16 protein-coding genes are annotated in these 23,728 nt (G+C 66.9%); 12 read left to right on the top strand and 4 right to left on the bottom strand.

From position 1 onward, the window contains the following. The first annotated feature begins 240 nt into the window (after positions 1 to 240). From SM191_RS03845 to SM191_RS03790, 12 genes are all read left to right on the top strand, one after another. Positions 241 to 987, top strand: a complete 747-nt coding sequence (locus SM191_RS03845; protein ID WP_341505043.1) for a copper homeostasis protein CutC — start codon at positions 241 to 243, stop codon at positions 985 to 987. 116 nt (positions 988 to 1,103) lie between these two features. Continuing rightward, positions 1,104 to 1,841, top strand: coding sequence for a GntR family transcriptional regulator (locus SM191_RS03840; RefSeq protein WP_267433681.1), 738 nt, complete (start codon positions 1,104 to 1,106; stop codon positions 1,839 to 1,841). 4 nt (positions 1,842 to 1,845) lie between these two features. Continuing rightward, positions 1,846 to 2,874 carry an SIS domain-containing protein gene (locus tag SM191_RS03835; RefSeq protein WP_307003143.1) on the top strand — a complete coding sequence of 343 codons (1,029 nt, stop codon included), beginning with the start codon at positions 1,846 to 1,848 and terminating at the stop codon, positions 2,872 to 2,874. Then, entirely contained in the window at positions 2,871 to 4,022 is a 1,152-nt protein-coding gene (nagA, locus tag SM191_RS03830; protein WP_341505042.1) for an N-acetylglucosamine-6-phosphate deacetylase, read from the top strand. Before SM191_RS03835 ends, nagA begins: the two co-directional genes overlap by 4 nt. Then, a complete protein-coding gene (galA, locus tag SM191_RS03825) occupies positions 4,019 to 6,925 on the top strand; it encodes a beta-galactosidase GalA (protein WP_341505041.1) in 2,907 nt (968 codons plus the stop codon). Before nagA ends, galA begins: the two co-directional genes overlap by 4 nt. A 53-nt stretch (positions 6,926 to 6,978) precedes the next feature. Next, on the top strand, positions 6,979 to 9,429 hold the full coding sequence (gene ptsP, locus SM191_RS03820; RefSeq protein ID WP_341505040.1) for a phosphoenolpyruvate--protein phosphotransferase: 2,451 nt from the start codon (positions 6,979 to 6,981) through the stop codon (positions 9,427 to 9,429). Continuing rightward, complete coding sequence (nagE, locus tag SM191_RS03815; RefSeq protein WP_341505039.1) at positions 9,426 to 11,153, top strand: N-acetylglucosamine-specific PTS transporter subunit IIBC; 1,728 nt, start codon at positions 9,426 to 9,428, stop codon at positions 11,151 to 11,153. Before ptsP ends, nagE begins: the two co-directional genes overlap by 4 nt. A 126-nt stretch (positions 11,154 to 11,279) precedes the next feature. After that, positions 11,280 to 12,059: an IclR family transcriptional regulator gene (locus tag SM191_RS03810; protein ID WP_341505038.1), complete on the top strand. Its 780-nt coding sequence runs from the start codon at positions 11,280 to 11,282 to the stop codon at positions 12,057 to 12,059. 137 nt (positions 12,060 to 12,196) lie between these two features. Beyond that, positions 12,197 to 13,282: a DUF475 domain-containing protein gene (locus SM191_RS03805; protein WP_341505072.1), complete on the top strand. Its 1,086-nt coding sequence runs from the start codon at positions 12,197 to 12,199 to the stop codon at positions 13,280 to 13,282. A gap of 77 nt (positions 13,283 to 13,359) precedes the next feature. Beyond that, entirely contained in the window at positions 13,360 to 14,151 is a 792-nt protein-coding gene (locus tag SM191_RS03800; protein WP_341505037.1) for a Crp/Fnr family transcriptional regulator, read from the top strand. Further along, positions 14,148 to 14,336 (top strand): hypothetical protein, encoded by a 189-nt coding sequence (locus tag SM191_RS03795; protein WP_306999732.1) that lies wholly within the window; start codon positions 14,148 to 14,150, stop codon positions 14,334 to 14,336. The genes SM191_RS03800 and SM191_RS03795 overlap by 4 nt, the downstream gene beginning before the upstream one ends. Positions 14,337 to 14,468: 132 nt before the next feature. Beyond that, positions 14,469 to 16,532, top strand: a complete 2,064-nt coding sequence (locus tag SM191_RS03790; protein ID WP_341505036.1) for a M3 family metallopeptidase — start codon at positions 14,469 to 14,471, stop codon at positions 16,530 to 16,532. Positions 16,533 to 16,675: 143 nt separating this feature from the next. Here the strand turns inward: SM191_RS03790 and SM191_RS03785 are convergent, their stop codons facing one another. From SM191_RS03785 to SM191_RS03770, 4 genes are read right to left on the bottom strand one after another with little or no spacing between them, the layout of a single operon-like run. After that, the gene (locus SM191_RS03785; RefSeq protein WP_341505035.1) at positions 16,676 to 18,754 is read right to left on the bottom strand and encodes a glycoside hydrolase family 97 protein; all 2,079 of its coding nucleotides are present in this window, start codon (positions 18,752 to 18,754) and stop codon (positions 16,676 to 16,678) included. Further along, positions 18,751 to 20,364, bottom strand: a complete 1,614-nt coding sequence (locus tag SM191_RS03780; RefSeq protein ID WP_341505034.1) for an alpha-glucosidase family protein — start codon at positions 20,362 to 20,364, stop codon at positions 18,751 to 18,753. Before SM191_RS03780 ends, SM191_RS03785 begins: the two co-directional genes overlap by 4 nt. Next, entirely contained in the window at positions 20,364 to 22,157 is a 1,794-nt protein-coding gene (locus tag SM191_RS03775) for an alpha-amylase family glycosyl hydrolase (protein WP_341505033.1), read from the bottom strand. The genes SM191_RS03780 and SM191_RS03775 overlap by 1 nt, the downstream gene beginning before the upstream one ends. Continuing rightward, the gene (locus tag SM191_RS03770) at positions 22,154 to 23,680 is read right to left on the bottom strand and encodes a tryptophan halogenase family protein (protein WP_341505032.1); all 1,527 of its coding nucleotides are present in this window, start codon (positions 23,678 to 23,680) and stop codon (positions 22,154 to 22,156) included. Before SM191_RS03770 ends, SM191_RS03775 begins: the two co-directional genes overlap by 4 nt. Positions 23,681 to 23,728: the final 48 nt, after the last annotated feature.

Here is a 23,728-nt window from a genome sequence, read left to right as displayed (position 1 = left end):
ATCCTCGGGTCGGGAGGTCGATGGCTTCCTCCCGTCGGCATCTTTTTTATACAGTATGCTCGAGACACCAACTTGTAACCAAAATGACATTGGTCCGTAAACGGGAAAAATGTGACGTTTGGTTCATGGGACCATTATGCTGGCGCATCGCGCCCCGTGCTGCTTAAATGACGCAATCCCGGCGTTCGCCGTGTCAGGAGCGGAGCGGCCGTCGAGAAGAGACTTTGGGGGATGCAGGCCATGGCGATACCACCGTCCCGAATTGGGTCGACGCTGTTGGAGATTTGCGTCGACGATGCCGATGGCGTGGCTGCCGTCGCGGCGGCCGGCGGCGACCGGATCGAGCTGTGCGGGGCGCTGGCGCTGGGTGGGCTCACTCCGTCGGCTGCCCTGGTCGCCTGCGCGGTCGAATCCGGTGTGCCGGTCCATGCCATGGTACGCCCGCGCGATGGCGATTTCCGTTATGACGACCGCGATGTCGCTCTGGCGACGGCGGAAATCGAGCGCATGGTGACGCAAGGCGTTGCGGGCGTCGTGGTCGGCGCGATGGCGGACGACCGGCAACTGGACCTCGACATATTGGCGCGCTGGCGGGATGCGGCCAAGGGCGTCGCGATCGTGCTCCACCGCGCCATCGATCTGGTCGCGGACCCCGTCGCGGCGGTCGAGGCGGTGGCACGGCTGGGCTATGACCATGTGCTGACCTCGGGCGGTGCGGCGACGGCGGAACAGGGCGCGGCGGTCATCGCGGACATGGTTGCGGCGGCCAGCGGGCGCATGGCGATCATCGCGGGGTCGGGCGTTTCGGCGGACAATGCGGCGCAATTGGTCGCCCGGACCGGGGTCGATGCGGTCCATGCCTCCGCCAGCGTGCGCGAGCCCTGGGGGGATTCGCGGATCGAGGCGATGGGCTTCGCATCGGGCCCCCGACGACGAACCGACCCCGCGCGGATCGCGGCGCTAAGACAGGCTATCAAGGGGAGATGAAATCCAATGTATGCCAAATATAATACCTATTGCCCGACCGGTAGGGCTGCGATAGATCAAGTGGCGAAGCGGGGCGTGGCATGAGTGACGCCCGGGCAAAGGGGGATGGCGCGGCCATGACATTTTCGGCGCAGGTCGGCTCCTTCCGAAAGGGGAACCCCGCGCCGTTATACCTTCAGCTTCAGCAGCTGTTGCGCGACGCGATCAACGGCAATGTGCTGGCGGAGGACGATGCCATCCCGGCCGAGCGCGATCTGGCGATCGAATATGACGTGTCGCGGATCACGGTGAGGAAGGCGATCGGCGGTCTGGTCGAGGAAGGGCTGCTGACGCGGCGTCGCGGCGCGGGCACCTTCGTCGCCGGGCGTGTCGAGAAGAGCTTCTCCAAGCTGTCCTCCTTCTCCGAGGACATGATCGCGCGCGGGCGCACGCCGAGCAGCCAGTGGGTCAGCCGCGCGCCGGGTACGGTCACGCCGGAGGAAGCGCTGTCGCTGGGCCTGTCGCCGGGCGCGCCGGTCTATCGGTTCCAGCGCGTGCGCTTCGCCGATGAGGTGCCGATGGCGGTCGAGGTTTCGACCATCGCCGGTTTCGCGCTCCCCTCGATCGAGGCGGTCGACCGCTCGCTATACGCGGCGCTGGATCGGGCGGGGCATCGACCGGTGCGCGCGCTGCAACGCCTGCGCGCGGTGCCGTTCGGCGCGGACCATGCCAAGATGCTGAATGTCGATCCGGGCCATGCGGGCCTGTTGATCGAGCGGCGCGGATTTCTGCGCGATGGACGGGCGGTGGAATATACCCAGTCCTTCTATCGCGGTGATGCCTATGATTTCGTCGCGGAGTTGACAGATGTCTGAACTGATGACCGCCGGTAAAGCGGGAACCGGCACCCTGATGGGAGCGGAAGCGGGGGAGGCGCCGGAGGCGATCGCCCGGCTGCTCGCGCGCAACGCGCCGACCGTCAGGGCGCTGGCCGAGCGGCTGCGTGCCGCCCCGCCGCCGGTGATCATCACCATCGCGCGTGGGTCGTCGGACCATGCCGCGACCTATGGCAAATATATTCTGGAAACCAAGACCGGGGTGCCGGTGTCGTCGGCGGCTCCCTCGGTCGCGTCGATCTTCGAGACGCCGATGAAGGTGCAGGGTGCGCTGGTCATCGCCATCTCGCAGTCGGGGCGCAGCCCGGACCTGCTGGCGACGGTCGAGGCGTATCGGGCGGGCGGTGCGCATATCGTGGCGCTCGTGAACGATGAGGAGTCGCCGCTGGCAACCGGCGCGGACACCTTCCTGCCGCTGTCGGCCGGTCCCGAAAAGGCCGTGGCCGCCACCAAATCCTGCCTGACCGCGCTGGCGGGTCTGGCGCAACTCGCCGCCGCCTGGGCGGGGGACGAAACGCTGGAGGCCGCGCTCGCCGAACTGCCGGGTCAGGTCGAAGAGGCGCTGGGCCTCGACTGGTCCCCGGCGGTCGAGGGATTGCGCGAGGTCAGCCAGATGTTCGTGCTGGGTCGCGGTTACGGTTACGGCGTGGCGCAGGAAGCCGCGCTGAAGCTCAAGGAAACCTGCTCGATCCAGGCCGAGCCGTTCAGTGCCGCCGAAGTCCGGCACGGCCCGATGCGCATCGTAGAGCCCGGCTATTCGGTGCTCGGCTTCGCCACCTCGGATGTGGCGGGCGAGGATGTGAAGGCGGTCGCCGACCAGTTCGCGGAGCGTGGCGCCAAGCCGTTCGTCGCGGGGCAGGGCGGTGCGCTGCCCATGGTCGAAGGCCACCCCGCGCTGGAGCCGATCGCGATGCTCGCCAGCTTCTACCGCATGGTCGAGGCGCTGGCGCTCGCCCGTGGCATGGACCCCGACTCGCCGCCGCACCTACAGAAAGTGACCCGTACGCTATGACCCGCTTCCGCTTCATCAATGGTCATGTCGCGACGGCGGACGGTGTCCTGCCGGGCGCGGAGATCGTCGTGCAGGGCGACCGGATCGCGTCGATCGGCGCGGTGGAGGGCGTTGGTCAGAATGGGGGCGACACGATCGACCTGAACGGCGGCTGGGTCGTGCCCGGCTATATCGACACGCAGGTCAATGGCGGCGGCGGTGTGCTGTTCAACGATCGCCTCGACGTGGACGGCATCGCGACCATGGCGGCGGCCCATGCCGCCTATGGCACGACCGCGATGCTGCCGACCCTGGTCAGCGAAACGCCCGACAAGATCGCCCGCGCCCTCGACGCCATCGATGAAGCGATCGCGGCCGGAGTGCCCGGCATCGTCGGCATCCATGTCGAGGGGCCCGTGCTCAACCCGGCGCGGAAAGGTATCCACGACCCGACGCGCTTCCGCGATCTGGACGACGATATGGTCGCCGTCCTGACCCGTCCGCGTCGCGGCAAGGTCATGCTGACCATCGCGCCCGAGCGCGTGCCGGTCGCGACGATCGAGCGGCTGGTCGCGGCGGGCGTGCTGGTCAGCGCGGGGCATAGCGAGGCGAGCTATGAGCAGGCGATGGCGGCGTTCGATGTCGGCCTGTCGGGCATCACGCATCTCTACAACGCCATGCCTGCGATGCAGCAGCGGGTGCCGGGGCTGGCGGGCGCGACGCTCGACGATCCGCGTCCCTATAGCGGCCTGATCATCGACGGCTTCCACGTCTCCGCGCCGATGCTGCGGCTGGCGTTGAAGGCGCGGCCCTTCGACAAGCTGATGCTGGTCACCGATGCCATGTCGTCGGTGGGCGCGGTCCAGAAGGACTTCGTGCTGCACGGACGGCATATCGATGTGTCGGGCGGCAAGTGCACCTATGCCGACGGCACGCTGGCGGGTTCGGACCTCGACATGGGCTCGGCGGTCGCCAACGCGGTCGAGCAGTTGCGCATCACCGTCGATCGGGCCGCCGCGATGGCTGCGACCAATCCGGCGGCGTTCCTGGGCCTCAGCCATGAGCGTGGTTCGCTCGCCCCCGGCCTGCGCGCCGATTGGGTGGTGCTCGACGCAGCGCTGAAGCCGGTCGAGACCCGCATCGCCAAGCCAGAGAGGATTGCCGCATGACCGTCGCGCGCCGCGAACTGCTGCTGGGCAGCGCCGTCGTGGGACTGGTCGGGGGGATCGCCCCCATGCCCGTCTTCGCCGCACGGCGCCGCCCGGCGGACGGAGCCGGTGCGCTTCCCATGCCCGAACCGGTCGATACGCTTCCCGCCGCCCTGCCGGTGCAGGACGCGGCGCGCGTGCTGATGGATCGCGGCTGGATGTTCCATGAGGGCGATGTCGAGCCCGCGCCGCTGGAGACGCATGACGCGACCTATGCCTCGGTCAAGGCGGGCAATGCGCGCGGCGCGGCGGCGGTCGATTTTGACGACAGCGACTGGCAGTCGGTCGATCTGCCGCACGACTGGGCTTCGTTCCAGCCCTTCGAGAAGACCGCCAATGTCGCGCAGGGCTATCGCGCGCGCGGCATCGGCTGGTATCGCCGCACCTTCCGGCTGGACCCCGCGCTTCGCGGTCGCCGGATCGAGCTGGAGTTCGGCGGCGTCGCGACCAACTCCACTGTTTGGGTCAATGGCAGCGTCGTCTCGCACAATTTCTCCGGCTATAGCGCGATCCGCATCGACCTGACGCCCTTCGCGCGGTTCGGGGACGAGGCCAATGTCGTCGCTGTCCGCGTCGATGCCAACGCCATGGAGGGCTGGTGGTATGAGGGCGCCGGGCTCTACCGCCATGTCTGGCTGGGCGATTATGCGGCCGTCTCGATCGCCACGGACGGCGTGCATGGCGATCCCCGCCGCCGCGCCGATGGCGGCTGGCATGTCCCCCTCACCACGACGCTGACCAGCATTGCCCCTACGGAAACCCCGGTCACGGTCGAGGCGCGGCTGCTGGATCCGCAGGGCCGCGTGGTCGCCACTGGCCAGGCGCAGGCGAGCGTGCCGTCGCTGGACGAAGGGACGGCGACGCTGGACCTGCCGGTCAGCGACCCGACGCTCTGGTCGATCGAGCGGCCGACGCTCTATACCCTGCATGTCCGGCTGCTCCGCGACGGGCAGTTGGCCGATGAGCGCCGCGTGCCGATCGGCTTCCGCACCATCCGCTTCGATGCGGACAAGGGCTTTTTCCTCAACGAAAAGCCGGTCAAGCTGAAGGGCGTCTGCCTGCATCAGGATCATGCGGGCGTGGGCACCGCGATCCCCGATGCGCTGATCGGCTGGCGGTTGGAGCGGTTGAAGGCGATGGGCTGCAACGCGGTCCGCTCCAGCCACAATGCGCCGACGCCCGAGCTTCTCGACTGGTGCGACCGGCTGGGTCTGGTCGTCATGGACGAGAACCGCCAATTCAACCCCGCGCCCGAATTTCGCGCGCAACTGGAATGGCTGGTCCGCCGCGACCGCAATCATCCCAGCGTCATCCTGTGGTCGGTCTTCAACGAAGAACCGATGCAGGGCACGCCGTCGGGCGTCGAGATGGTCAAGCGGATGGCGCACTGGGTCCGCGCGCTGGACGACAGCCGACCGGTGACGGCGGCGATGAACGGCGCCTTCTTCAACCCGATCAACGTCGCGCAGGTCGTCGATGTGACCGGGTTCAATTATTACCAGGGCGATTACGACCGCTATCATCAGCTCAATCCGACCAAGCCGATGACCAGCTCGGAGGATACCAGTGCCTTCATGACGCGCGGCGCGTTCGAGAGCGATCCCGCGCGCCACATCGCCTCCAGCTATGACGACGAGGCGGCGAGCTGGGGCGCGACCCACCGTGTCGCGTGGAAGAAGATCGCCGACCGGCCCTATGTCGTGGGCGGCTTCGTGTGGACCGGCTTCGACTATCATGGTGAGCCGACGCCCTATGAGTGGCCGACCATCGCCAGCTTCTTCGGCATCATGGATTTGTGTGGCTTCCCCAAGACCGCATTCGACATCCACCGCGCCGCCTGGGTCGATGACGAGGCCGTCGTTGCGATCGCGCCGCACTGGACCTGGCCGGGGCGCGAGGGCAAGCCGACCAAGGTCATGGTCCTGTCCAATGCCGAGCGTGTCGTCCTTCGCCTGAACGGCAAGACGATGGGCGAGGCGGCGGTCAATCGGCTGATGGGGAATGAATGGACCGTGCCTTACGCGCCGGGCCGGATCGAGGCGATCGCCTATCGCGGCGGGCGCGAGGTGGCACGCACCGCGCATGAGACCACCGGCGCGCCGGTCGCGCTGCGACTGACCCCGGCGCGTACCGTGATGGCGGGTGATACCGAGGATGCGCAGGCCATCACCATCGACGCGGTCGATGCCAAGGGGCGTCACGTTCCGACCGCCAATCTGATGACCCGCTTCACGATCGAGGGCGGGGCGATCATCGGCGTGGGCAATGGCGATCCCAACAGCCACGAGCCCGAAAAGGGCAACCAGCGCTCGCTGTTCAACGGTCTGGCGCAGATGATCGTGCGGCCCGATACCGGGCGCGGGCGGATCACGATCCGGGCGACGGCTGACGGATTGAAGCCCGCCACCCTGCGGCTCGACCGGCTGGGTGTGGCCCCGCGCGCACAGGTGCCGGTGGCGGCGGGCGACATGGACCTGCGTGACTGGCGGCGGTCGGAGCGACAGGACGCCAGGCCTTCGCCCGATTTCGCGCCCGCCTCGAACGACAATAATGGCTGGGCCTTCGTCAAGGCGGGGACTCCGACCCCGGCGGAGGCGGCGGGATATCGCGTCTATCGGACTGTGATGACGCCGCGTCATGCGGTGGCGGCGCGGGGCGGGGAGATCCGCTTCGCCTCGGTCGGCGGCATGGCCAGCCTGTGGGTCGATGGGAAGATGGTCGCGGAGAAGCGCGATCCTCAGCCCGGCCCGCTCGTCGCGCCGCTGGCGCCGGGCGTGGGCAAGCGGACGATCGTCCTGATCGTCGCGGGGCTGGGCAATATCGAGAGCGGCCTGCTGGGCCGGGTGTCGGTGCGCGACCGCTGACCGGCGGGGCCTGCTCGACCGACAAAGGAAGCGATTTGGCGAAAGTGACTGCAATGAGTGACCTGACCGTTTTTGCCCCTCTGGCGGGTTGGGTGACGCCGCTGGCGGGAGTGCCGGACGCGGTTTTCGCCGAGAAGATGCTGGGCGACGGGATCGCGATCGACCCGGTGAACGACATGCTTTGCGCCCCTTGCGACGCGGTCGTCCTGACCGTGCACGAGGCGGGGCACGCGGTCACCCTGCGTAGCACCGATGGCTATGAGTTGATCTGCCATATCGGCATCGACACCGTATCGCTGGGTGGCCAGGGGCTGACCCCGCAGGTGCAGGCGGGGGCGAAGGTGCTGGCGGGGCAGCCGCTGATCCGTTTCGACCTCGACCATCTGGTGCGCAATGCGCCCGCCGTGGTGACGCCGATCATCGTCGCCGACGCCACCCTCTATGGTGTCGAGTTGATCGCCAAGGGGCTGGTCGCGGTCGGCGATCCGCTGTTGCGCGTCGTGCCGCTCGCGGGTGAGGCCGTTGAAAGCGTCGCCGGTGGCGAGACGCTGGTGCAGGAAACGGTCGTCGCACTGTCGCACGGTCTCCACGCCCGCCCCGCCGCGCGACTGGTCGAGGCGGTGCGGCGGCATGAGGCGAAGGTCACGCTCTATCACGGCGATCGCCATGCCTCGGCTTTAAGCGCGGTCGGATTGCTGGGGCTGGGCCTGGGCCATGGCGCGACGGTTCGGATCGAGGCGAGCGGCGCGCAGGCCGCCGCCGCGCTGGCCGATGTCATCACGTTCCTGAACGACGCCACGGTGGAGGAGACGCCGGTCGAGGCCCCGGAGCCCGCCCGTGCCGAAGGGCCGGGGCTGGGCGGCGTGCCCGCCGCACCGGGGCTGGCGGTAGGGCCGATCCACCGGCTGACCCGTGCGGCCATCCCGGTCGAGACGGTCGCCGGATCGGCGGACGAAGAAACCGCGAAGCTGAACGATGCGCTGGCCCGCGTCCGCGAGAGGCTGGAGCAGGCCGCCACCGCCGGTGGCGCGCGCGGTGGGGTGATGGCCGCGCATGGCGCGATGCTGTCCGACCCGACGCTCAGCGAGGCGGCATCGGCGGCGATCGACCGGGGCCTCAGTGCGGGCGTGGCGTGGCAGGAGGCGATCGCCGAACAGGTCGCCGTCCTTCTGTCGAGCGGCGATCGGCGGATCGCCGAGCGGGCCGACGATCTGCGCGATCTGGAACGTCATGTCCTGGCCGCCCTTGCCGGATTGCCGATCGAGGGGCCCAGCGTCCCCGCCGGGGCGATCCTCGTCGCCGAGGACCTGCTGCCCAGCCAGGTCGCCGCGCTTGACGCCGCGAATGTGGCGGGCATCGCGCTCGTCAAGGGCGGGCCGACCTCGCACGCGGCTATCTTGGCGGCGGGCATGGGACTGCCGATGGCGGTGGCGTTCGGCGATCCGCTGGCGGTGTTGGAGGATGGTCGCGTCATCATCCTCGACGCCGATCGCGGCCTGATCGATCCCGACGCGGATGCCGAGGCGCAAGCCGAGGTGCGCGATACCATCGCCCGCCGCAAGGCCGAGATGGAGGCCGCCCGCGCTGCGCAAGGCCCTTGCCGCACGCTCGACGGCACCCGGATCGAGATGTTCGCCAATCTGGGCTCGGTCGCCGACGCCGAGGCGGCGGTGCGGGAGGGGGCGGAGGGTTGTGGCCTGTTGCGCACCGAATTTCTGTTCCTGGACCGCGCCACCGCGCCGACCCGCGAGGAACAGGCCAGGGATTATCAGGCGATCGCCGATGCTATGGGCGACCGGCCGATGATCGTCCGGCTGCTCGACGTCGGCGGAGACAAGCCCGCGCCCTACATGGACCTGCCCGTCGAGGAGAACCCGGCGTTGGGCCTGCGCGGCATTCGTGTGTCGCTGGCCGATCCGCAATTGCTGGAGGATCAGGTCGGGGCGATCCTGTCGGTCCGCCAGCCATGCCGGATCATGGCGCCGATGGTCGCCAGCCTGTCCGAACTGGAGGCGGTCCGTGCGGTCGTCGAGCGACAGGGCGGAAAGGCCGAGGTCGGCGTGATGATCGAAACGCCCGCCGCCGCGATCTCCGCCGATATCCTTGCGCGCAAGGCGGACTTCTTCTCGATCGGGACCAATGACCTGACCCAATATACGCTCGCCATGGATCGCGGTAACGCGGCGGTGGCGGCCGGGGTAGATGGCCTTCATCCGGCGGTGCTGCGGCTGATCGGCGCGACCTGCGACGGCGCGGCGCGGCATGACACGCCGGTGGGGGTGTGCGGCTCGCTCGCCGCCGACCGGCTGGCGGTGCCGATCCTGCTGGGGCTGGGCGTGACCGAATTGTCGGTGCCGCCGGCGCGCGTCGCCGCGATCAAGGCGCTGGTCGGCAAGCTCGACCTCGCCCGTTGCCGCGCGGCGGCGATGCAGGCGCTCGCGCTGCCTTCCGCCCCGGCGGTGCGCGCGCATATCACCAAGATGCTTCAGGAGATCGGCGCATGAGCTCGCCCATGGCCTCGCTTCAATCGCTCGGTCGGGCGCTGATGCTGCCCATCGCGGTCTTGCCGGTGGCGGGGTTGCTGCTCCGGCTGGGGCAGCCCGACCTGCTGAACATCGCCTTCATGGCCAATGCCGGCAATGCGATCTTCGACAATCTCGGCCTGTTGTTCGCGGTCGGCGTCGCCACCGCCTTTGCCCGCGACGGCAATGGCGCGGCGGCGCTGGCGGGAATCACCTGCTACCTCGTCACCATCAAGGGCGCCGAGACGCTGGTCGTACCGCCGCCCGGCACCGGCGCGGGGCTGGCCAAGGATATCGCCGCGACGATCGATGCCGCATGGCGGACCAAGGCGGTTCACAAATTCGATGTGCCGGTCGGGATCGTCGGAGGGTTGATCGGCGGCAGCTTCTATAACCGTTTCGCCACGATCAAGATGCCGGAATATCTGGCCTTCTTTGGCGGTCGGCGGTTCGTGCCGATCATCTCGGGGATTGCGGGCCTGGCGCTGGCGGGCCTGCTGGGCGTGGCGTTCGGGCCGGTCAATGCCGGGATCGATGGCCTCAGCCAGGGCGTGGTGCAGGCCGGCGGCCTGGGGCTCTTCGCCTTCGGCGTGCTCAACCGGTTGCTGATCGTCACCGGTCTCCATCACATTCTGAACACCGTGGCCTATTTCGTGGTCGGTGACTTCCACGGCAAGACCGGCGACCTGAACCGCTTCTTCGCGGGCGACCCGACGGCGGGCGCCTTCATGAGCGGTTTCTTCCCGGTCATGATGTTCGGCCTGCCCGCCGCCTGCCTCGCCATGTATCACGAGGCGCTGCCTGAGCGGAAAAAGGCGGTCGGCGGGATGCTGTTCAGCCTGGCGTTGATGTCGTTCCTGACCGGCGTGACCGAGCCGATCGAATTCAGCTTCATGTTCCTGGCGCCCGTCCTCTACGCCTTTCACGCCGTGCTGACCGGCCTGTCGGAAGCGCTGATGAACGCGCTGGGCGTGCGGCTGGGCTATGGCTTTTCGGCCGGGCTGTTCGACTATGTGCTGAACTTCGGACAGGCGACCAAGCCGTTGCTGCTGATTCCTGTCGGAGTGGCCTATGCGCTGATCTATTATGCCGTGTTCCGCTTCGCCATCCGCCGCTGGAACCTCCAGACGCCGGGCCGCGACGTCGAGGCGGTGACCGAAGGCGATACGGCCAACGAGCCCGCGTCTGCGGTCGAGGGCGGGCGGGGCGCGTCCTTCGTCGCCGCGATGGGTGGCAGCGCCAACCTGACCGAGGTTGCCGCATGCACCACGCGCCTGCGCCTGATCGTGGCCGATCCGGCCCAGGTCGACGAGCCCGGATTGAAGCGACTGGGCGCGCGTGGCATATTGCGGCCCTCAGCGAACGGGGTGCAGGTTGTGCTGGGTCCGGTGGCCGATACGGTTGCGATGGAGATGCGAGCGGCGATGGAGGCGGGGCCGATCGCGGCCTCGGCGGCACGCGTAACCGCTACGCCGATTGCGGCCGACCCGGCAGTATCCGCCCCCGTGGCCGCGAAGGCGGAAACCCTGCCCGATGCGCTGGCGCGCGTCGTGGGCGGTTCGGACAACATTCGGTCGGTCACTCGATATGCCGGGCGTTGGCGCGTCGAACTGAAGGACGATGCCAAGGTCGCGACCGAGCTTCCGTCATCGGCTCGGGGGCTGGCGCGCGTCGGGCTGAACGTCGTCCATCTGCTCGACGGTTAAACTAGGTTGGATTTAAGTTTCTGATATTGCCGCCCATTGGGCAATCGGAGTAGGCGTTGCGGAACGTTGCATGGAGCGATTCCGACCGGGCGGTACTGGGATCGCGATGGAGATTCCTGATTGATTATGGATAGGGTTGCCAACGTTGACGACAAGCGCCTCTACCGAGCGCCGGCGTTGGAAAAGGGGCTGGACATACTCGAACTGCTGTCGGCCGAGGAAAGCCCCCTGACGGTGAGCGCCATCGTCAACCGGCTGGGACGCTCGACGGGCGAGTTGTTCCGGATGATCCAGGTGCTCGAACATCGCGGTTACGTGACGCAGGGTCCCGATGGCTATGTCATCACCTCGCGCCTGTTCCATCTGGGTCTGAAGCGGCCGCCGGTCCGTAGCCTGATGGAGCAGGCGCTGCCCGAGATGCGGCTGCTGTCGGATCGGATCGGCCAATCCTGTTATCTCGCCATCGCATCGGGTGCCGCTTCGTCGGTCATCGCGCGCATGGAGGCGGACACCACGGTCGGTTTCTCGGTGCGCGTCGGCTATCGCCGCCCCATGCATGAAACGCCGTCGGGCATCCTGCTCTATGCGTGCCAGCCGGAGGCGATCCGTCGGGAGTGGGAGGCGATGTTCGATCCGCCATTGTCCGAACAGGCACTGAGCGAATTGCGGGTCGAGGCGGATGCGATGCGGGCACAGGGTTTCGCCCAGGCGGAAAGCGTCGAACTGCTCGGCATGGTCGAACTGGCCGCGCCGATCATGCGCGGGTCGCGCGCCTGCGCGGTGTTGACCGTCCCGTTCGTCCGCATCATCGACGCGATCGCCGGCGAGGATGAGGTTCTGGCCGAACTTTGCGATGCGGCGAAGCAGGTGTCGGAACAACTGATCGGCGGCGATCTGCGCATCTGATCCCGGCTTGTCGCGATCCCGCTTCGCGGCGATAGAGCCCTTTGCCCGATGAACAAATCCGGCGGCCCGGACTTTACCGTCCGACCGCTGGATCGCCATGTGCGGTCGGTGCGGAAGCGACAGGGGGTTCGTGCGTGCTGCTGAAATATTATAAGGGTTCCTTCCTCTTCACGGCGCTCTGCCTGGCCGCAGCGGCGTGGCTGGGTTTCCAGAGCACGGGAAGCCTGCCCGGCACGCTCGGCGTCCTTTGGATCGTCCTGGTGCTGGGCGTGCTGGAGGTTTCGCTGTCGTTCGACAATGCGGTCGTCAACGCGACCGTCCTGCGCGACATGGACGACAAATGGCGTCATCGCTTCCTGACCTGGGGCATCCTGATCGCCGTCTTCGGGATGCGGATCGTCTTCCCGCTCGCCATCGTCGCGATCGCCGCGCATATGGGCCCGATCGAAGCGGTCAAGCTGGCCGCCGGGAACCCTGTCCGGTACGAACAGATCATCACCTCGGCCCATGTCGGCATTTCGGGGTTCGGCGGCAGCTTCCTAGCGATGGTCGGCCTCAACTTCTTCCTCGATGAGGAGAAGGAGGAGCATTGGATCGGCCCCATCGAGCGTCCGCTCGCCGCGCTGCGCCGGATTTCGGGACTGGCGATGGGGATCGTCCTGCTCGCACTGTACGGCATCGGGCAGTTCATTCCGGCGGAGGAGGCGATGACCTTCCTGACGGCGGGCATATTCGGCCTGCTGACCTATATCGTGGTCCATGCCATCGGCGTGCTGCTGGAGGGCGATGGGGATGCCGTAACCGGGGCCGCGGCGCGGTCGGGGTTCGCGGCCTTTCTGTATCTGGAAGTGCTGGACGCCAGCTTCTCGTTCGACGGGGTGATCGGGGCCTTCGCCTTGTCGAACAACCTGTTCATCATCGCATTGGGGCTGGGCATCGGCGCGATGTTCGTCCGATCGATGACGATCATGCTGGTCGATAAGGGGACGCTGACCCAATATCGTTACCTGGAACACGGGGCCTTTTATGCCATCGTCGCGCTGGCCGCGATCATGCTGTTGTCGGTGCGCTTCCATATCCCGGAGACGATCACCGGCCTGATCGGCGCGACCCTGATCGGCCTGTCCTTCTGGGCCTCGGTGCGCCGCAATCGCAGGCATCCCGAACAGGCGCTGGAGGAGGCTCGGCCGGTCCGCCCGTCCGGCAAATCGGTCGGCGCGTAGTCGCCCGCGGGCGGCGACGGAACCCTTTGCCCTGGCCGGGGATTTGCCCTGGTGTCTGCCACGGGAGGGATCGCGCCATGTCGGTGTCCGCCATCGATACGCTGAGACAGCCAAGGCCGAGCAAGGATCGACCAAGCCTGACCGGCCTGTTCCTGAAGGACCGCGGGCGCGAGACGATGACGCCCGAGGAGATCGCCATGCTGGAAAACAGCGTGGACGAGGTCCGCTCCATCCCCGCCCGCACCATCGTCATCCGCCGGGACGAGCGTGTCCGCAACAGCAGCCTGCTGCTGGAAGGCGTAATGTGCCGTTACATGGACGACCGGCAGGGCAATCGTCAGATCGTGGCGTTTCACGTACCCGGCGATTTCGTCGACCTGCATGGCTTTGCGATGCGGTATCTGGATCATGACGTCGCGACGCTTACCCCGACGCGGGTGGCCCTGGTCGGGCATGATCGGCTGGAGCAGATCGTCGAGCAGCAGCCGCGTCTGACCCGCCTTTTGTGGTTCTCGACCTTGCTCGACGCCGCGATGCACCGCGAATGGGTGTTCCGCCTGGGACGGCTGGAAGCGGATGGGCGCGTGGCGCATCTGTTTTGTGAGCTCCATGCGCGGCTGGCGATGGTCGACTTGGTGCGGGACGGCATGTTCCGCTTTCCGTTGACCCAGATCGACATCGCCGAGGCGGCGGGCGTCACCCCGGTCCATCTCAACCGCGTCCTGCGATCGCTGCGGGAGAGGGGGCTGATGACCTTTCGCGGCGGCGCCGTGCACATCCAGGATATCGGGGCGTTGACGGCGCTCGCCGATTTCGACCCGGCCTATCTGTATGGCGGCGGGCCGACATTGGAAGGGGCGGGGTCGTGACGCCGCCGGTCGCGGGGGCGCACGTGCATAGCGAGGCCGGGCTGGCGACGGCGGAACAGGGGATCGTGATGCTCGACGGTCCCAACGGCGTGGCGGTATCGATGACGCCATCCGCCGCGCGGGCGACAGGCGAGGGGCTGGTCGCCGCCGCTCGATTGGCGGAGAAGCAGCAACGCAAGGGGTAAAGCGTTTCGTCGCAGGACTTTACGTGATGGGCTCGTGGCTTATGGTGATGACGCGTCTTTCATGACCGGGAGTTCACTTTGCGTCATCTGCCTCTTGCCGTCGCTCTGGCGGCCCTTATGAGCACCTCCGCCATGGCCAGCCCCCCGCAGGCGGCCCAGGCCCCCGCCACCAATCCGTTGCTCAGCCCCTGGACCGGCTCCTATGGCGGGGTGCCGCCCTGGGACAAGGTGAAGCCCGAACTGTTCCCGGCGGCCTTCGCGGCGGCACTGGCCGAGCGGCGGGCGGAATATGACCGGATCGCCAACGATCCGGCCAAGCCGAGCTTCGCCAATACCTTCGTACCGATGCAGAATGCCGGGCAGACGTTGAACCGCGTGATGACGCTGTTCGGGGTGATGACGGGGAACATGAACTCGCCCGCCTATCAGGCGCTTGACCGCGAATGGTCACCCAAGCTTGCCAAGGCGTCGGACGAAATCACCTTCAACCCCAGGCTGTTCGCGCGGATCGAGGCGATCTACAAGGCGCGCGATACATCGGGACTGGATGCCCAGCAGAAACGGCTGGTCACGCGAACCTATGACAGCTTCGTGCGGCAGGGCGCCAAGCTGACCCCGGCCCAGAAGGAAGAACTGTCCGCCTTCAATCAGAATCTGGCGATCAATTTCAGCGAGTTTTCGCAGCGTCTGCTGGCGGACGAGGGCACGGCCATTATCGTCACCGACGAGGCGCGGCTGGCAGGCCTGCCCGACAGCGTGAAGGCGGTCGCCAAGGCGGCGGCGGCCGAGCGCGGGCAGCAGGGCTGGGCGATCGTCAACACGCGGTCGGCGGTCGATCCCGTGCTGACCTTCGCCACCGACCGTAGCCTTCGCGAGCAGGTGTGGCGTGCTTTCACCAAGCGCGGCGACAATGGCGACATCAACGATACCAAGGCGACCATCGCCCGCATCGTCCGCCTGCGGGCCAACCGTGCACATCTGCTGGGGTTCAAGACCCATGCCGACTGGCGGATGCAGGACACGATGGCCAAGACCCCGGCCGCCGCGATGGACCTGATGATGCGCGTCTGGCCCGCCGCCAAGGCGCGCGTGGCGGAGGAAGTCCGCGATATGCAGGCGATCGCCGATAAGGAGGGCGCGAAAATCACGATCGAGCCCTGGGACTATCGCTTCTATCAGGAGAAGGTGCGCAAGAGCCGCTACGACCTCGATCAGGCCGAATTGAAGCCCTATTTCGAGTTGAACAACATCATCCAGGGTTCGCTCTATGCCGCGAACCGGCTCTATGGGCTGGAATTCAAGGAGATCACCGGCACGGTTCCGGTGTTCGAGCCGAACATGCGGGTCTGGCACGTCACGCGGAACGGCAAGGAGGTCGGCCTGTTCTACCGCGACGATTTCGCGCGGACCGGCAAGCGTTCGGGCGCCTGGGCGAACACCTATCGCGGCCAGCGCAACCTGCCGCCGGTGCAGAATGTCCTGTCGTCGAACAACAACAATTTCGCCAAGGGCGCACCCGGCGAGCCGGTGCTCATCAGCCTGGACGATGCCGAGACGCTGTTCCACGAATTCGGCCACGCCATCCACGCGATGCTCCAGAACGTCACCTATCCGGGGCTGGCGGGCACACCGCGCGACTTTGTGGAATATCCCAGCCAGGTGAACGAGCATTGGCTGCTGACCCGCGACGTGCTCGACAAGTACGCCCGCCACTACAAGACCGGCCAGCCCATGCCGCAGGCGCTGCTCGACAAGATCAAGGCGTCCGAGACCTTCAACCAGGGGTTCGCGACGACCGAATATCTGTCCTCGGCAATCGTCGACATGAAGCTGCATACGATCCCCGATGGGATCGTCGATCCGGCGGCGTTCGAGGCGACGACCCTGCGTGAGATCGGGATGCCGAAGGAATTGGTGATGCGGCACCGCCTGCCGCAGTTTAACCACCTGTTCTCCTCCGACAGCTACTCGGCCGGCTATTACAGCTATCTCTGGTCGGAGACGATGGACGCCGACACCTTCGCCGCCTTCGAGGAAGCGGGTAGCCCGTGGGACAAGGCGACGGCGGACCGCTTCGCGCGGATCCTGTTGTCGACGGGCAATGAAACCGACCGCGCCGAGGCGTATCGTGCATTCCGAGGTCGCGACCCAGACGTCAACGCGCTGTTGAAGCAACGCGGCTTCCCGACGAAGTAACCACTTAAATCCTCCCCATCGTCAGATGGGGAGGGGGACCGCGCCCGCAGGGCGTGGTGGAGGGGCAGGGCCGGTCCGTCTCGCCCCTCCACCATCCTTCGGATGGTCCCCCTCCCCAAGCATAGCTTGGGGAGGAATTGGGGTTACAGCGCCTTCAACCGGATCGCCTGGCCACCGCCGGGGGCGAGCGACAGGGTGAGGGTATCCCCCTTCTTCACCTTCCGCGTCTCGAACGCGATCGAATGGCGGGCGTCGGTGGCATAGGTCGCACCGGGGCCGTCCTTATAGACCTGCGCCTCATAGGTCTTGCCGGCATCGAGGAAGTCGAGCGTCACGGTCAACGCTCGAGCATTTTCGTCGGTGATCGCGCCGATATACCAGTCCCGGCTTTTCCGATCCCGCCGCGCGAAGGTGACGTAATCGCCGACCTCGCCGTTCAGCACCCGGCTGTCCTCCCAATCCACGGGCACATCCGCGATGAAGCGGAACGCCTGTGGGTATTTGGCGTAATTCCCCGGCGTATCGGCCGCCATCTGCACCGGCGAGTAGAGCACCACGTACAGCGCCAGTTGCTTGGCGATGGTCGACTGGATCGGGCTGTTGTCGCTGCCGGTCAGGCTCAGCACGCCCGGCGTGAAGTCCATCGGGCCTTCGAGCATCCGGGTGAAGGCCAGGTTCGCCTCATGCTCGGGCGGGTTCTTGCCCGGCCAGGCGTTATACTCCATCCCCCGCGAGCCTTCGCGCGCCAGCCAGTTGGGATAGGTGCGGCGGAGCCCCGTGTCCTTCACCGGCTCATGCGCATCGATCGAAACCTTATATTTCGCGGCGGCCTCCAGCACGCGGAGATGATGGTTCACCATCCACTGGCCCTCATGCCATTCACGCGACACCGAGCCGTCGGGGTTCACCCGCTCGATCTGGCCCGCATCGGCGACATAGCCGGTCTTGACGACATGCTCGCCATGATCGGCGGCGAATTTAAACGCCGGGTCGAACTGGCTCTCATAATGGCTGACCGCGCCGCCGGTTTCGTGATGGCCGATCAGCGAGACGCCCTTGGACCTGGCGTATTTGGCCAGCGCGTCGGCGTCGAAATCCTCCGCCGGGGTCGCGAATTGCATCGCCGAGCCATTGCCCGCCCAGTCGCCGTCCCAGCCGATATTCCACCCCTCGACCAGCACGCCGGGGATGCCGTATTTGGCGGCAAAGTCGATATAGGTCTTCACATTCGCGGTGGTGGCTCCGTGGCGCGGCCCACGCGCCCAGCTCCACTCGCCCTTGATCATCTTCCACCAGACGCCGACGAACTTGCCGGGCTTCACCCAGGAGACGTCGCCCAGCTTGTTGGGCTCGTTCAGGTTGAGCATCAAATGGCTCATATACAGCCCGCCCGCGTCGGGGGCGATCAGGAAGGTGCGCCAGGGCGTCGTCCAGGCGCCGGTCTTCATGACCTTGGGCGCGCCCGAGCCGGGGGTGAGGACTGCCTTGAAGCTGTTCCCCTCGGTCTTCATCAGCCCCATGCTGGCATAGTCGACCAAGGCCGCCTCATGGATGGCGATGTGCGTGCCGTCGTCCAGCTTCATGGTGATCGGTGTCGCCGCCGTGCCGACCGCATTGATCGGCGTGCGGTTGTAGAGATATTCCTCGCGGTTCCACAGGAAGGCGGGTTTCCACCAGGCGGTGCCGCCTTGCGCGATGTTGAACTCGGTCAGTTCCTCGGCGATGTTCGCGTGCGGCATCGCCTGCTGCTCGGGAAATTCATAGCGGAAGCCGACGCCGTCGTCCTGCACGCGGAACACCACGTCATAGCGGCGGTGGAGCGCGCTGGACTCCATCAGGCGGACGCGCATCTCGCGGTGATTGTCGCGGATGGTGCGCCATTCGCCCCAGGGCTGGGTCCAGCTCGTGTCGGACTTGGCGTGGGTGACCGCTTTGATCTTCAGGCCGCGCTCGATCTTGGGCGCGTCGGTGAACATCATGCCCAGCCGTGAGGGCGCGACGATCGCCTTGCCGTTGCGGGCGATCATATAGACGGCGCGGCCGTCATTGTCGGTCGAGACCTGCACGGTAATCTGGCCGTTGGGCGAGGTTTCCACCGCGTCGGGCTGTCCGGCGGGCCTGGCGAATTTGAACGTCTCGTTGACCGCCGGATCGGCGGGGCCGTTCTGGGCGGAAGCGGTACTGGCGATCAGGCCGAGTCCGATCGCGATGGTCGTCTTCATGCAGTCATCTCCCGGATCGCCGCTCCGAACGCGCCCAGGCGTTTGTCGGTGGCGTTATTGATTTGGACCAGCACCCGTTCGCCGCGTGGCAGGTCGGGCGGAAGCTGGACGGGCGTGTCGCCCAGGTTGAACAGACAGAGCAGGCGCTGGCCGCCCTCGCATCGCTCGAAGGCGAGCAATTGGTCATCGGCATGGAGCAGCGTAAGGTCGCCGACTGCCAGGGCGGGCGTCTCGGCACGCAGGCGGACCAAGCGGCGGGTCAGGTTCATCAACGAATCCGGGTCGCCTTCCTGCCGATTGACCGCCAGTGCGGCATGGTCGGGTCCGGTGGGGAGCCAGGGCTCCGCATCCGAAAAGCCGCCGTGGATCGCATTGCTGCTCCACGGCATCGGCGTGCGCACCCCGTCGCGGGACAGGGTGAGGGGCCAGTTGGCGATGGCCTCGGGATCGACCAGCCGCTCGAACGGTACATCGACCTGGGTCAGCCCCAGTTCCTCGCCCTGATAGAGAAAGGCGTTGCCGCGAAGCGAGAGCAGCAACAGCATCTTCATCCGCGCGAAGGCCTCGCGATGCTCCGGCGTGGTCCAGCGGGATACGGCGCGCGGAGCATCGTGATTCTCGAACGCCCAACTCGGCCAGCCGACCCCCGGCTCGGCGGGCCATTTCGCCAGCGCCTCCGCGACGATGCGCGGGGTCAGCCGATCGGCATAGAGGAAGTCGAAGCCATAAGCGGTGTTCAGCCGGTGGTCGCCGGCGGTGAACAGCTTCATCTCGCGATCCGCCTCGTCGCCGCCGACCTCGGCCACGGTGAAGCGGTCGCCATAATCGTCCAGCGTGGCGCGGATCCGCTCCAGGAAGGGGACGATATCGGCGTGGCTCTGATTGTAGAGCTTGACCTGGAAGTCGAACGGCCGGGTGCGCGTCTTGCCGGTGTCGGGGGCGGGCGGGTTATCCCGCAGGGTCGGCTCGTGCATCATGAAGTTGATCGCATCCAGCCGGAAGCCGTCCACCCCCCGGTCCAGCCAGAAGCGCGCCGTCGCCAGCAACTCAGCCTGCACGTCCGGGTGATGGACGTGAAGCTGCGGCTGCTCCTTCAGGAAATTGTGGAGATAATATTGCCCACGCCGCGCGTCCCAGGTCCAGGCGGGGCCGCCGAACACCGACTGCCAGTTGGATGGCGGCGAGCCATCGGGCTTGGCATCGGCCCAGACATACCAGTCGGCGCGGGCGTTGGTCCGGCTCGAGCGGCTTTCGGTGAACCAGGGATGCTCGTCGGAAGTGTGGCTGTACACCTGATCGATGACGACCTTCAGCCCCAGTTCGTGCGCGCGCGCGACCAGCGCGTCGATATCGGCGAGCGTGCCGAAGATCGGATCGACATCCCGGTAATCCGCCACGTCATAGCCGAAATCCTTCATCGGCGAGGTGAAGAAGGGCGACAGCCAGATCGCATCCACACCCAGGCTGGCGACATGGTCGAGCCGCGCGGTGATGCCGGGCAGATCGCCGATGCCGTCACCATTGCTGTCGGCAAAGCTGCGCGGATAGATTTGATAGATCACCGCGCCTTTCCACCAGGGGCGGGGGGCGGTGGGAATGCTCTGGGTCATCAACGGCTCTCCGCCGCGCAGACGGCATAGCCGAAGGCGGGCAATTCCAACATCAGGCTCCCCGGCGCGGCGGCGGTCGGGGCACAGGCACCGGCCATGGTTATGAACTGTTGCGATACCGTTTCAACCTGCACGGCCTGGGTGATCGGCTTGGCCGAAGTGTTGAACGCGATCACATATTCGCGGCCCGTCGCGGGGTCGAAGCGCGACACCGCGAACAGGCCGGGCGCATCGCCGCGCGCACGGATCACCTGCCGCCCCCGCGTCAGCGCCGGGTTGGCCACGCGGAGGCGGGCGAGGGTGGCGATCTCGCGATAGAGCGGATGGGTGGGCACGAAGCTGTCGGTCGCGGTGGTCTTGGTCGTGCCGACCAGCTTGTTGTCGTTATAGCTGGCGACCTTGCTGGCAAACATGTCCTCGCGCGCGTCCTGGTCGTTGCCGTCGCCCGCAAAGCCCTGTTCGTCGCCCGAATAGATGGTCGGCACGCCGCGCAGGGTCAGCAGCATGGCGTGGCCGAGTTCGACGCGCTTGAGTATCTCGTCATCCGAGGCATCGGGGTTCGCCAGCCGTACATCGCGGGCGAAGCGGCCATGGTCGTGATTGCCGAGGAAGGTCGGCAATATGTCCGCCGTCGCCTCCTCCCTGGCGTAAAGCACGTCGCCCTCGAACAGGCTGGATAGGACCCGCGTCGGTTTGTTCTCCGCGACCGTCTGGATCACCGCGTTCATGAAGGCGAAGTCGAGGACCGCTGGATAGTCGGCGATCTTGGTCCAGCGCGCCAGATAGCCGGGCTCCATCCCCGCCGTCACCTCGCCGAAGATGTGGAAGTTCGGAATGCCCTTCGCCTTGGCGCGATCGAGCATCGCGGGCACGAAGCTGCGCCAGAATTCCGGATTCACATGCTTGGCGGTGTCGATGCGATAGCCGTCGATGCCGAACCGGTCGATCCAGCTCCCATAGATGTCGATCATACCTGCGATGACGCGCGGATTTTCGGTATAGAGATCGTCCAGCCCGGAAAAGTCGCCGGTGGTCGAGCTTTCGTCCTCGAAGGTCGTGTTGCCGCGATTGTGGTAATAGATCGGGTCGTTGAGCCAGGCCGGGGTCTTGGCGTTCTTCTCGCGCGCCGGGACATAGGGCGTGTAGGCGTAGGTCGGATCGGTCAGATGCGCGAAGTTGGCTGCCGTCTGCACGTCGTCGCCGAGAAATCCGGAATTGATCGCGTTGCCGCCGACGCCGCCCTGCCGCTGATAGGGCCAAGTCGCGCGATCGCGATAGGGGCAGGGCGATCCCTCGCCGCATTCACGATACTGGATCACGTCAGCCGTGTGGTTGACGATGATGTCCATATAGACCTTCATCCCTCGCACGTGTGCCGCGTCGATGAAGGCGTGGAGATCGGCCTCGGTCCCCAGATGCGGGTCGACGGTGGTGAAGTCGGTGATCCAGTAACCGTGATAGCCAGCGCTTTCCTGGCCTCTGGCACCTTGCACCGGCTTGTTCTTGAAGATCGGCCCCAGCCAGATCGCCGTCGCCCCCAGCCCCTGGATATAGTCGAGCCGCTTGGTCAGCCCCTTCAGATCGCCGCCGTGATAGAAGCCCTTGTGCGTCGGATCGAAGCCGGTGGTCAGCGGCCCGCCCTTCAACCCGCCGCGATCGTTGGTGGTGTCGCCATTCTCGAACCGGTCGGGAAGGACGAAATAGATGACCTCGTCCTGCGGCAGGCGCTGGCGATAATCCTGTGCGGCGAGCGGCGTGGCGGTTGTCAGAAGGGCGAGCAATAACGTCTTCATGCGAAAGCCTTTTGAATGGGCGCGGCGCAATGCGCGGCGAGGAAGGCGTCGTGCGTCGGCAGCCGGCCGGCCACCTGCGCGGCATGACGCCGGGTGAGGCTGAGGAAATCGTCCAGTTCGTCCGCCGACAGCCCATCGGCGAGCGCGTGATGCCCGGCGGGGACGATGCCCTGGCCGATCATCACCTGCACCCAGGCGGGCTCGGCGAAGAGTTCGTCGCCCTCGCGACGGAACCGGCCATGGGCGCGGAACAGTGCGATGCGGGCGGCGAGGCTCTCGGGCAGGGGCACCGCACGTCGCTCGGTCCAGAAGGGCTCGGCACGGCTGTTGGCGTGATAGTGAAGGATCAGGAAGTCGCGAACGGCCCGCCATTCGGCCGCCGTCTCCCGGTTATAGGCGTCGATCTCGACAGGCTGGAGCGCCCGTCCGGGCCAATAGTCGAGCAGTCGTGCGATGCCCGATTGGATCAGATGGATGCTGGTCGACTCCAGCGGTTCGAGGAACCCCGCCGCCAGCCCCAATGCGATGCAATTGCCGACCCAGGCGCGTCGCCGCCGTCCGGTGGTGAAGCGCAACAGTCGCGGCTCGCCCGTCGCTTCGCCGTTCAGCGCCGAGAGCAGCCGGTCGGCCGCTTCGTCCTCCGACAGATGGCGGCTGTCATAGACCAGCCCATTGCCGGTGCGATGCTGGAGCGGAATGCGCCAGCGCCAGCCGGCTCCATGGGCGATGGCGCGGGTATAGGGGGGCAGGGGGGCGGCACGCTCACCCGCCACCGCCAGCGCGCGGTCGCAGGGGAGGAGGTCCGACCAGTCGTCGAACGGCTCGGCCAGCGTCTCGCCGATCAGCAGCGCGCGAAAGCCGGTGCAATCGATGAACAACTCGCCCGCATGGGTCTCGCCGCCTTCCAGCACGACATGGTCGATCCGCCCGCCCGCATCCCGCGCGACCGAGGCGATGCGGCCTTCCACCCGCACCACGCCCGCCGCTTCCGCATGACGGCGGAGCAGCGCGGCATAGAGGCTGGCGTCGAAATGATAGGCCCAGGCGAGGCCGCTGGGCAGGTCGGGGCGGCCCTGATCGGGGGCGAAGCGGCCCGCCATCGCGGCTTGTGCGCTTGCCATATGGCCCCAGAGCGAGGCGGGGTTCGCCGCTCCGCCGCCGCGCAGCCAATAATGGTGGAAGGGCACCAGCCCCAGGCCGCGCCCGATGCTGCCGAACGCATGGAGATAGCCGCTGCCTTCACCCGACCAGCCCTCGAACCTTATGCCCAGCTTGAAGCTGCCGTTGGTCGCGCCAAGGAGCTCGGCTTCGTCAAGCCCGAGCATCTGGTTGAACAGTCGGATGCCGGGAATAGTCGCCTCGCCCACTCCGACCGTGCCGATCGCATCGGACTCGATCAGGGTGATGCGGGTGGCGGCGGGCAGGAACCGCGCCAGCGCCGCCGCCGCCATCCATCCGGCGGTGCCACCGCCGACAATCACGACCTTTCCGGCGATACGGTCCGTGGTGGGGCGGGCGTCCATGCGGCATCTCACATTCGGGATTCCCGCGCCGGATATGGGGGGACCGGC

The sequence above is a fragment of the Sphingomonas sp. 2378 genome, from assembly GCF_038084995.1.
Lineage (GTDB): Bacteria > Pseudomonadota > Alphaproteobacteria > Sphingomonadales > Sphingomonadaceae > Sphingomonas.
This window is presented reverse-complemented; position numbering and strand designations above follow the sequence as displayed.

Excerpts from the sequence above, each read along its gene's own strand:
- SM191_RS03845 (WP_341505043.1), top strand. The coding sequence starts at position 241 with ATGGCGATACCACCGTCCCGAATTGGGTCGACGCTGTTGGAGATTTGC.
- SM191_RS03840 (WP_267433681.1), top strand. The coding sequence starts at position 1,104 with ATGACATTTTCGGCGCAGGTCGGCTCCTTCCGAAAGGGGAACCCCGCG.
- SM191_RS03835 (WP_307003143.1), top strand. The coding sequence starts at position 1,846 with ATGACCGCCGGTAAAGCGGGAACCGGCACCCTGATGGGAGCGGAAGCG.
- nagA (WP_341505042.1), top strand. The coding sequence starts at position 2,871 with ATGACCCGCTTCCGCTTCATCAATGGTCATGTCGCGACGGCGGACGGT.
- galA (WP_341505041.1), top strand. The coding sequence starts at position 4,019 with ATGACCGTCGCGCGCCGCGAACTGCTGCTGGGCAGCGCCGTCGTGGGA.
- ptsP (WP_341505040.1), top strand. The coding sequence starts at position 6,979 with ATGAGTGACCTGACCGTTTTTGCCCCTCTGGCGGGTTGGGTGACGCCG.
- nagE (WP_341505039.1), top strand. The coding sequence starts at position 9,426 with ATGAGCTCGCCCATGGCCTCGCTTCAATCGCTCGGTCGGGCGCTGATG.
- SM191_RS03810 (WP_341505038.1), top strand. The coding sequence starts at position 11,280 with ATGGATAGGGTTGCCAACGTTGACGACAAGCGCCTCTACCGAGCGCCG.
- SM191_RS03800 (WP_341505037.1), top strand. The coding sequence starts at position 13,360 with ATGTCGGTGTCCGCCATCGATACGCTGAGACAGCCAAGGCCGAGCAAG.
- SM191_RS03790 (WP_341505036.1), top strand. The coding sequence starts at position 14,469 with ATGGCCAGCCCCCCGCAGGCGGCCCAGGCCCCCGCCACCAATCCGTTG.
- SM191_RS03785 (WP_341505035.1), bottom strand. The coding sequence starts at position 18,754 with ATGAAGACGACCATCGCGATCGGACTCGGCCTGATCGCCAGTACCGCT.
- SM191_RS03780 (WP_341505034.1), bottom strand. The coding sequence starts at position 20,364 with ATGACCCAGAGCATTCCCACCGCCCCCCGCCCCTGGTGGAAAGGCGCG.
- SM191_RS03775 (WP_341505033.1), bottom strand. The coding sequence starts at position 22,157 with ATGAAGACGTTATTGCTCGCCCTTCTGACAACCGCCACGCCGCTCGCC.
- SM191_RS03770 (WP_341505032.1), bottom strand. The coding sequence starts at position 23,680 with ATGGACGCCCGCCCCACCACGGACCGTATCGCCGGAAAGGTCGTGATT.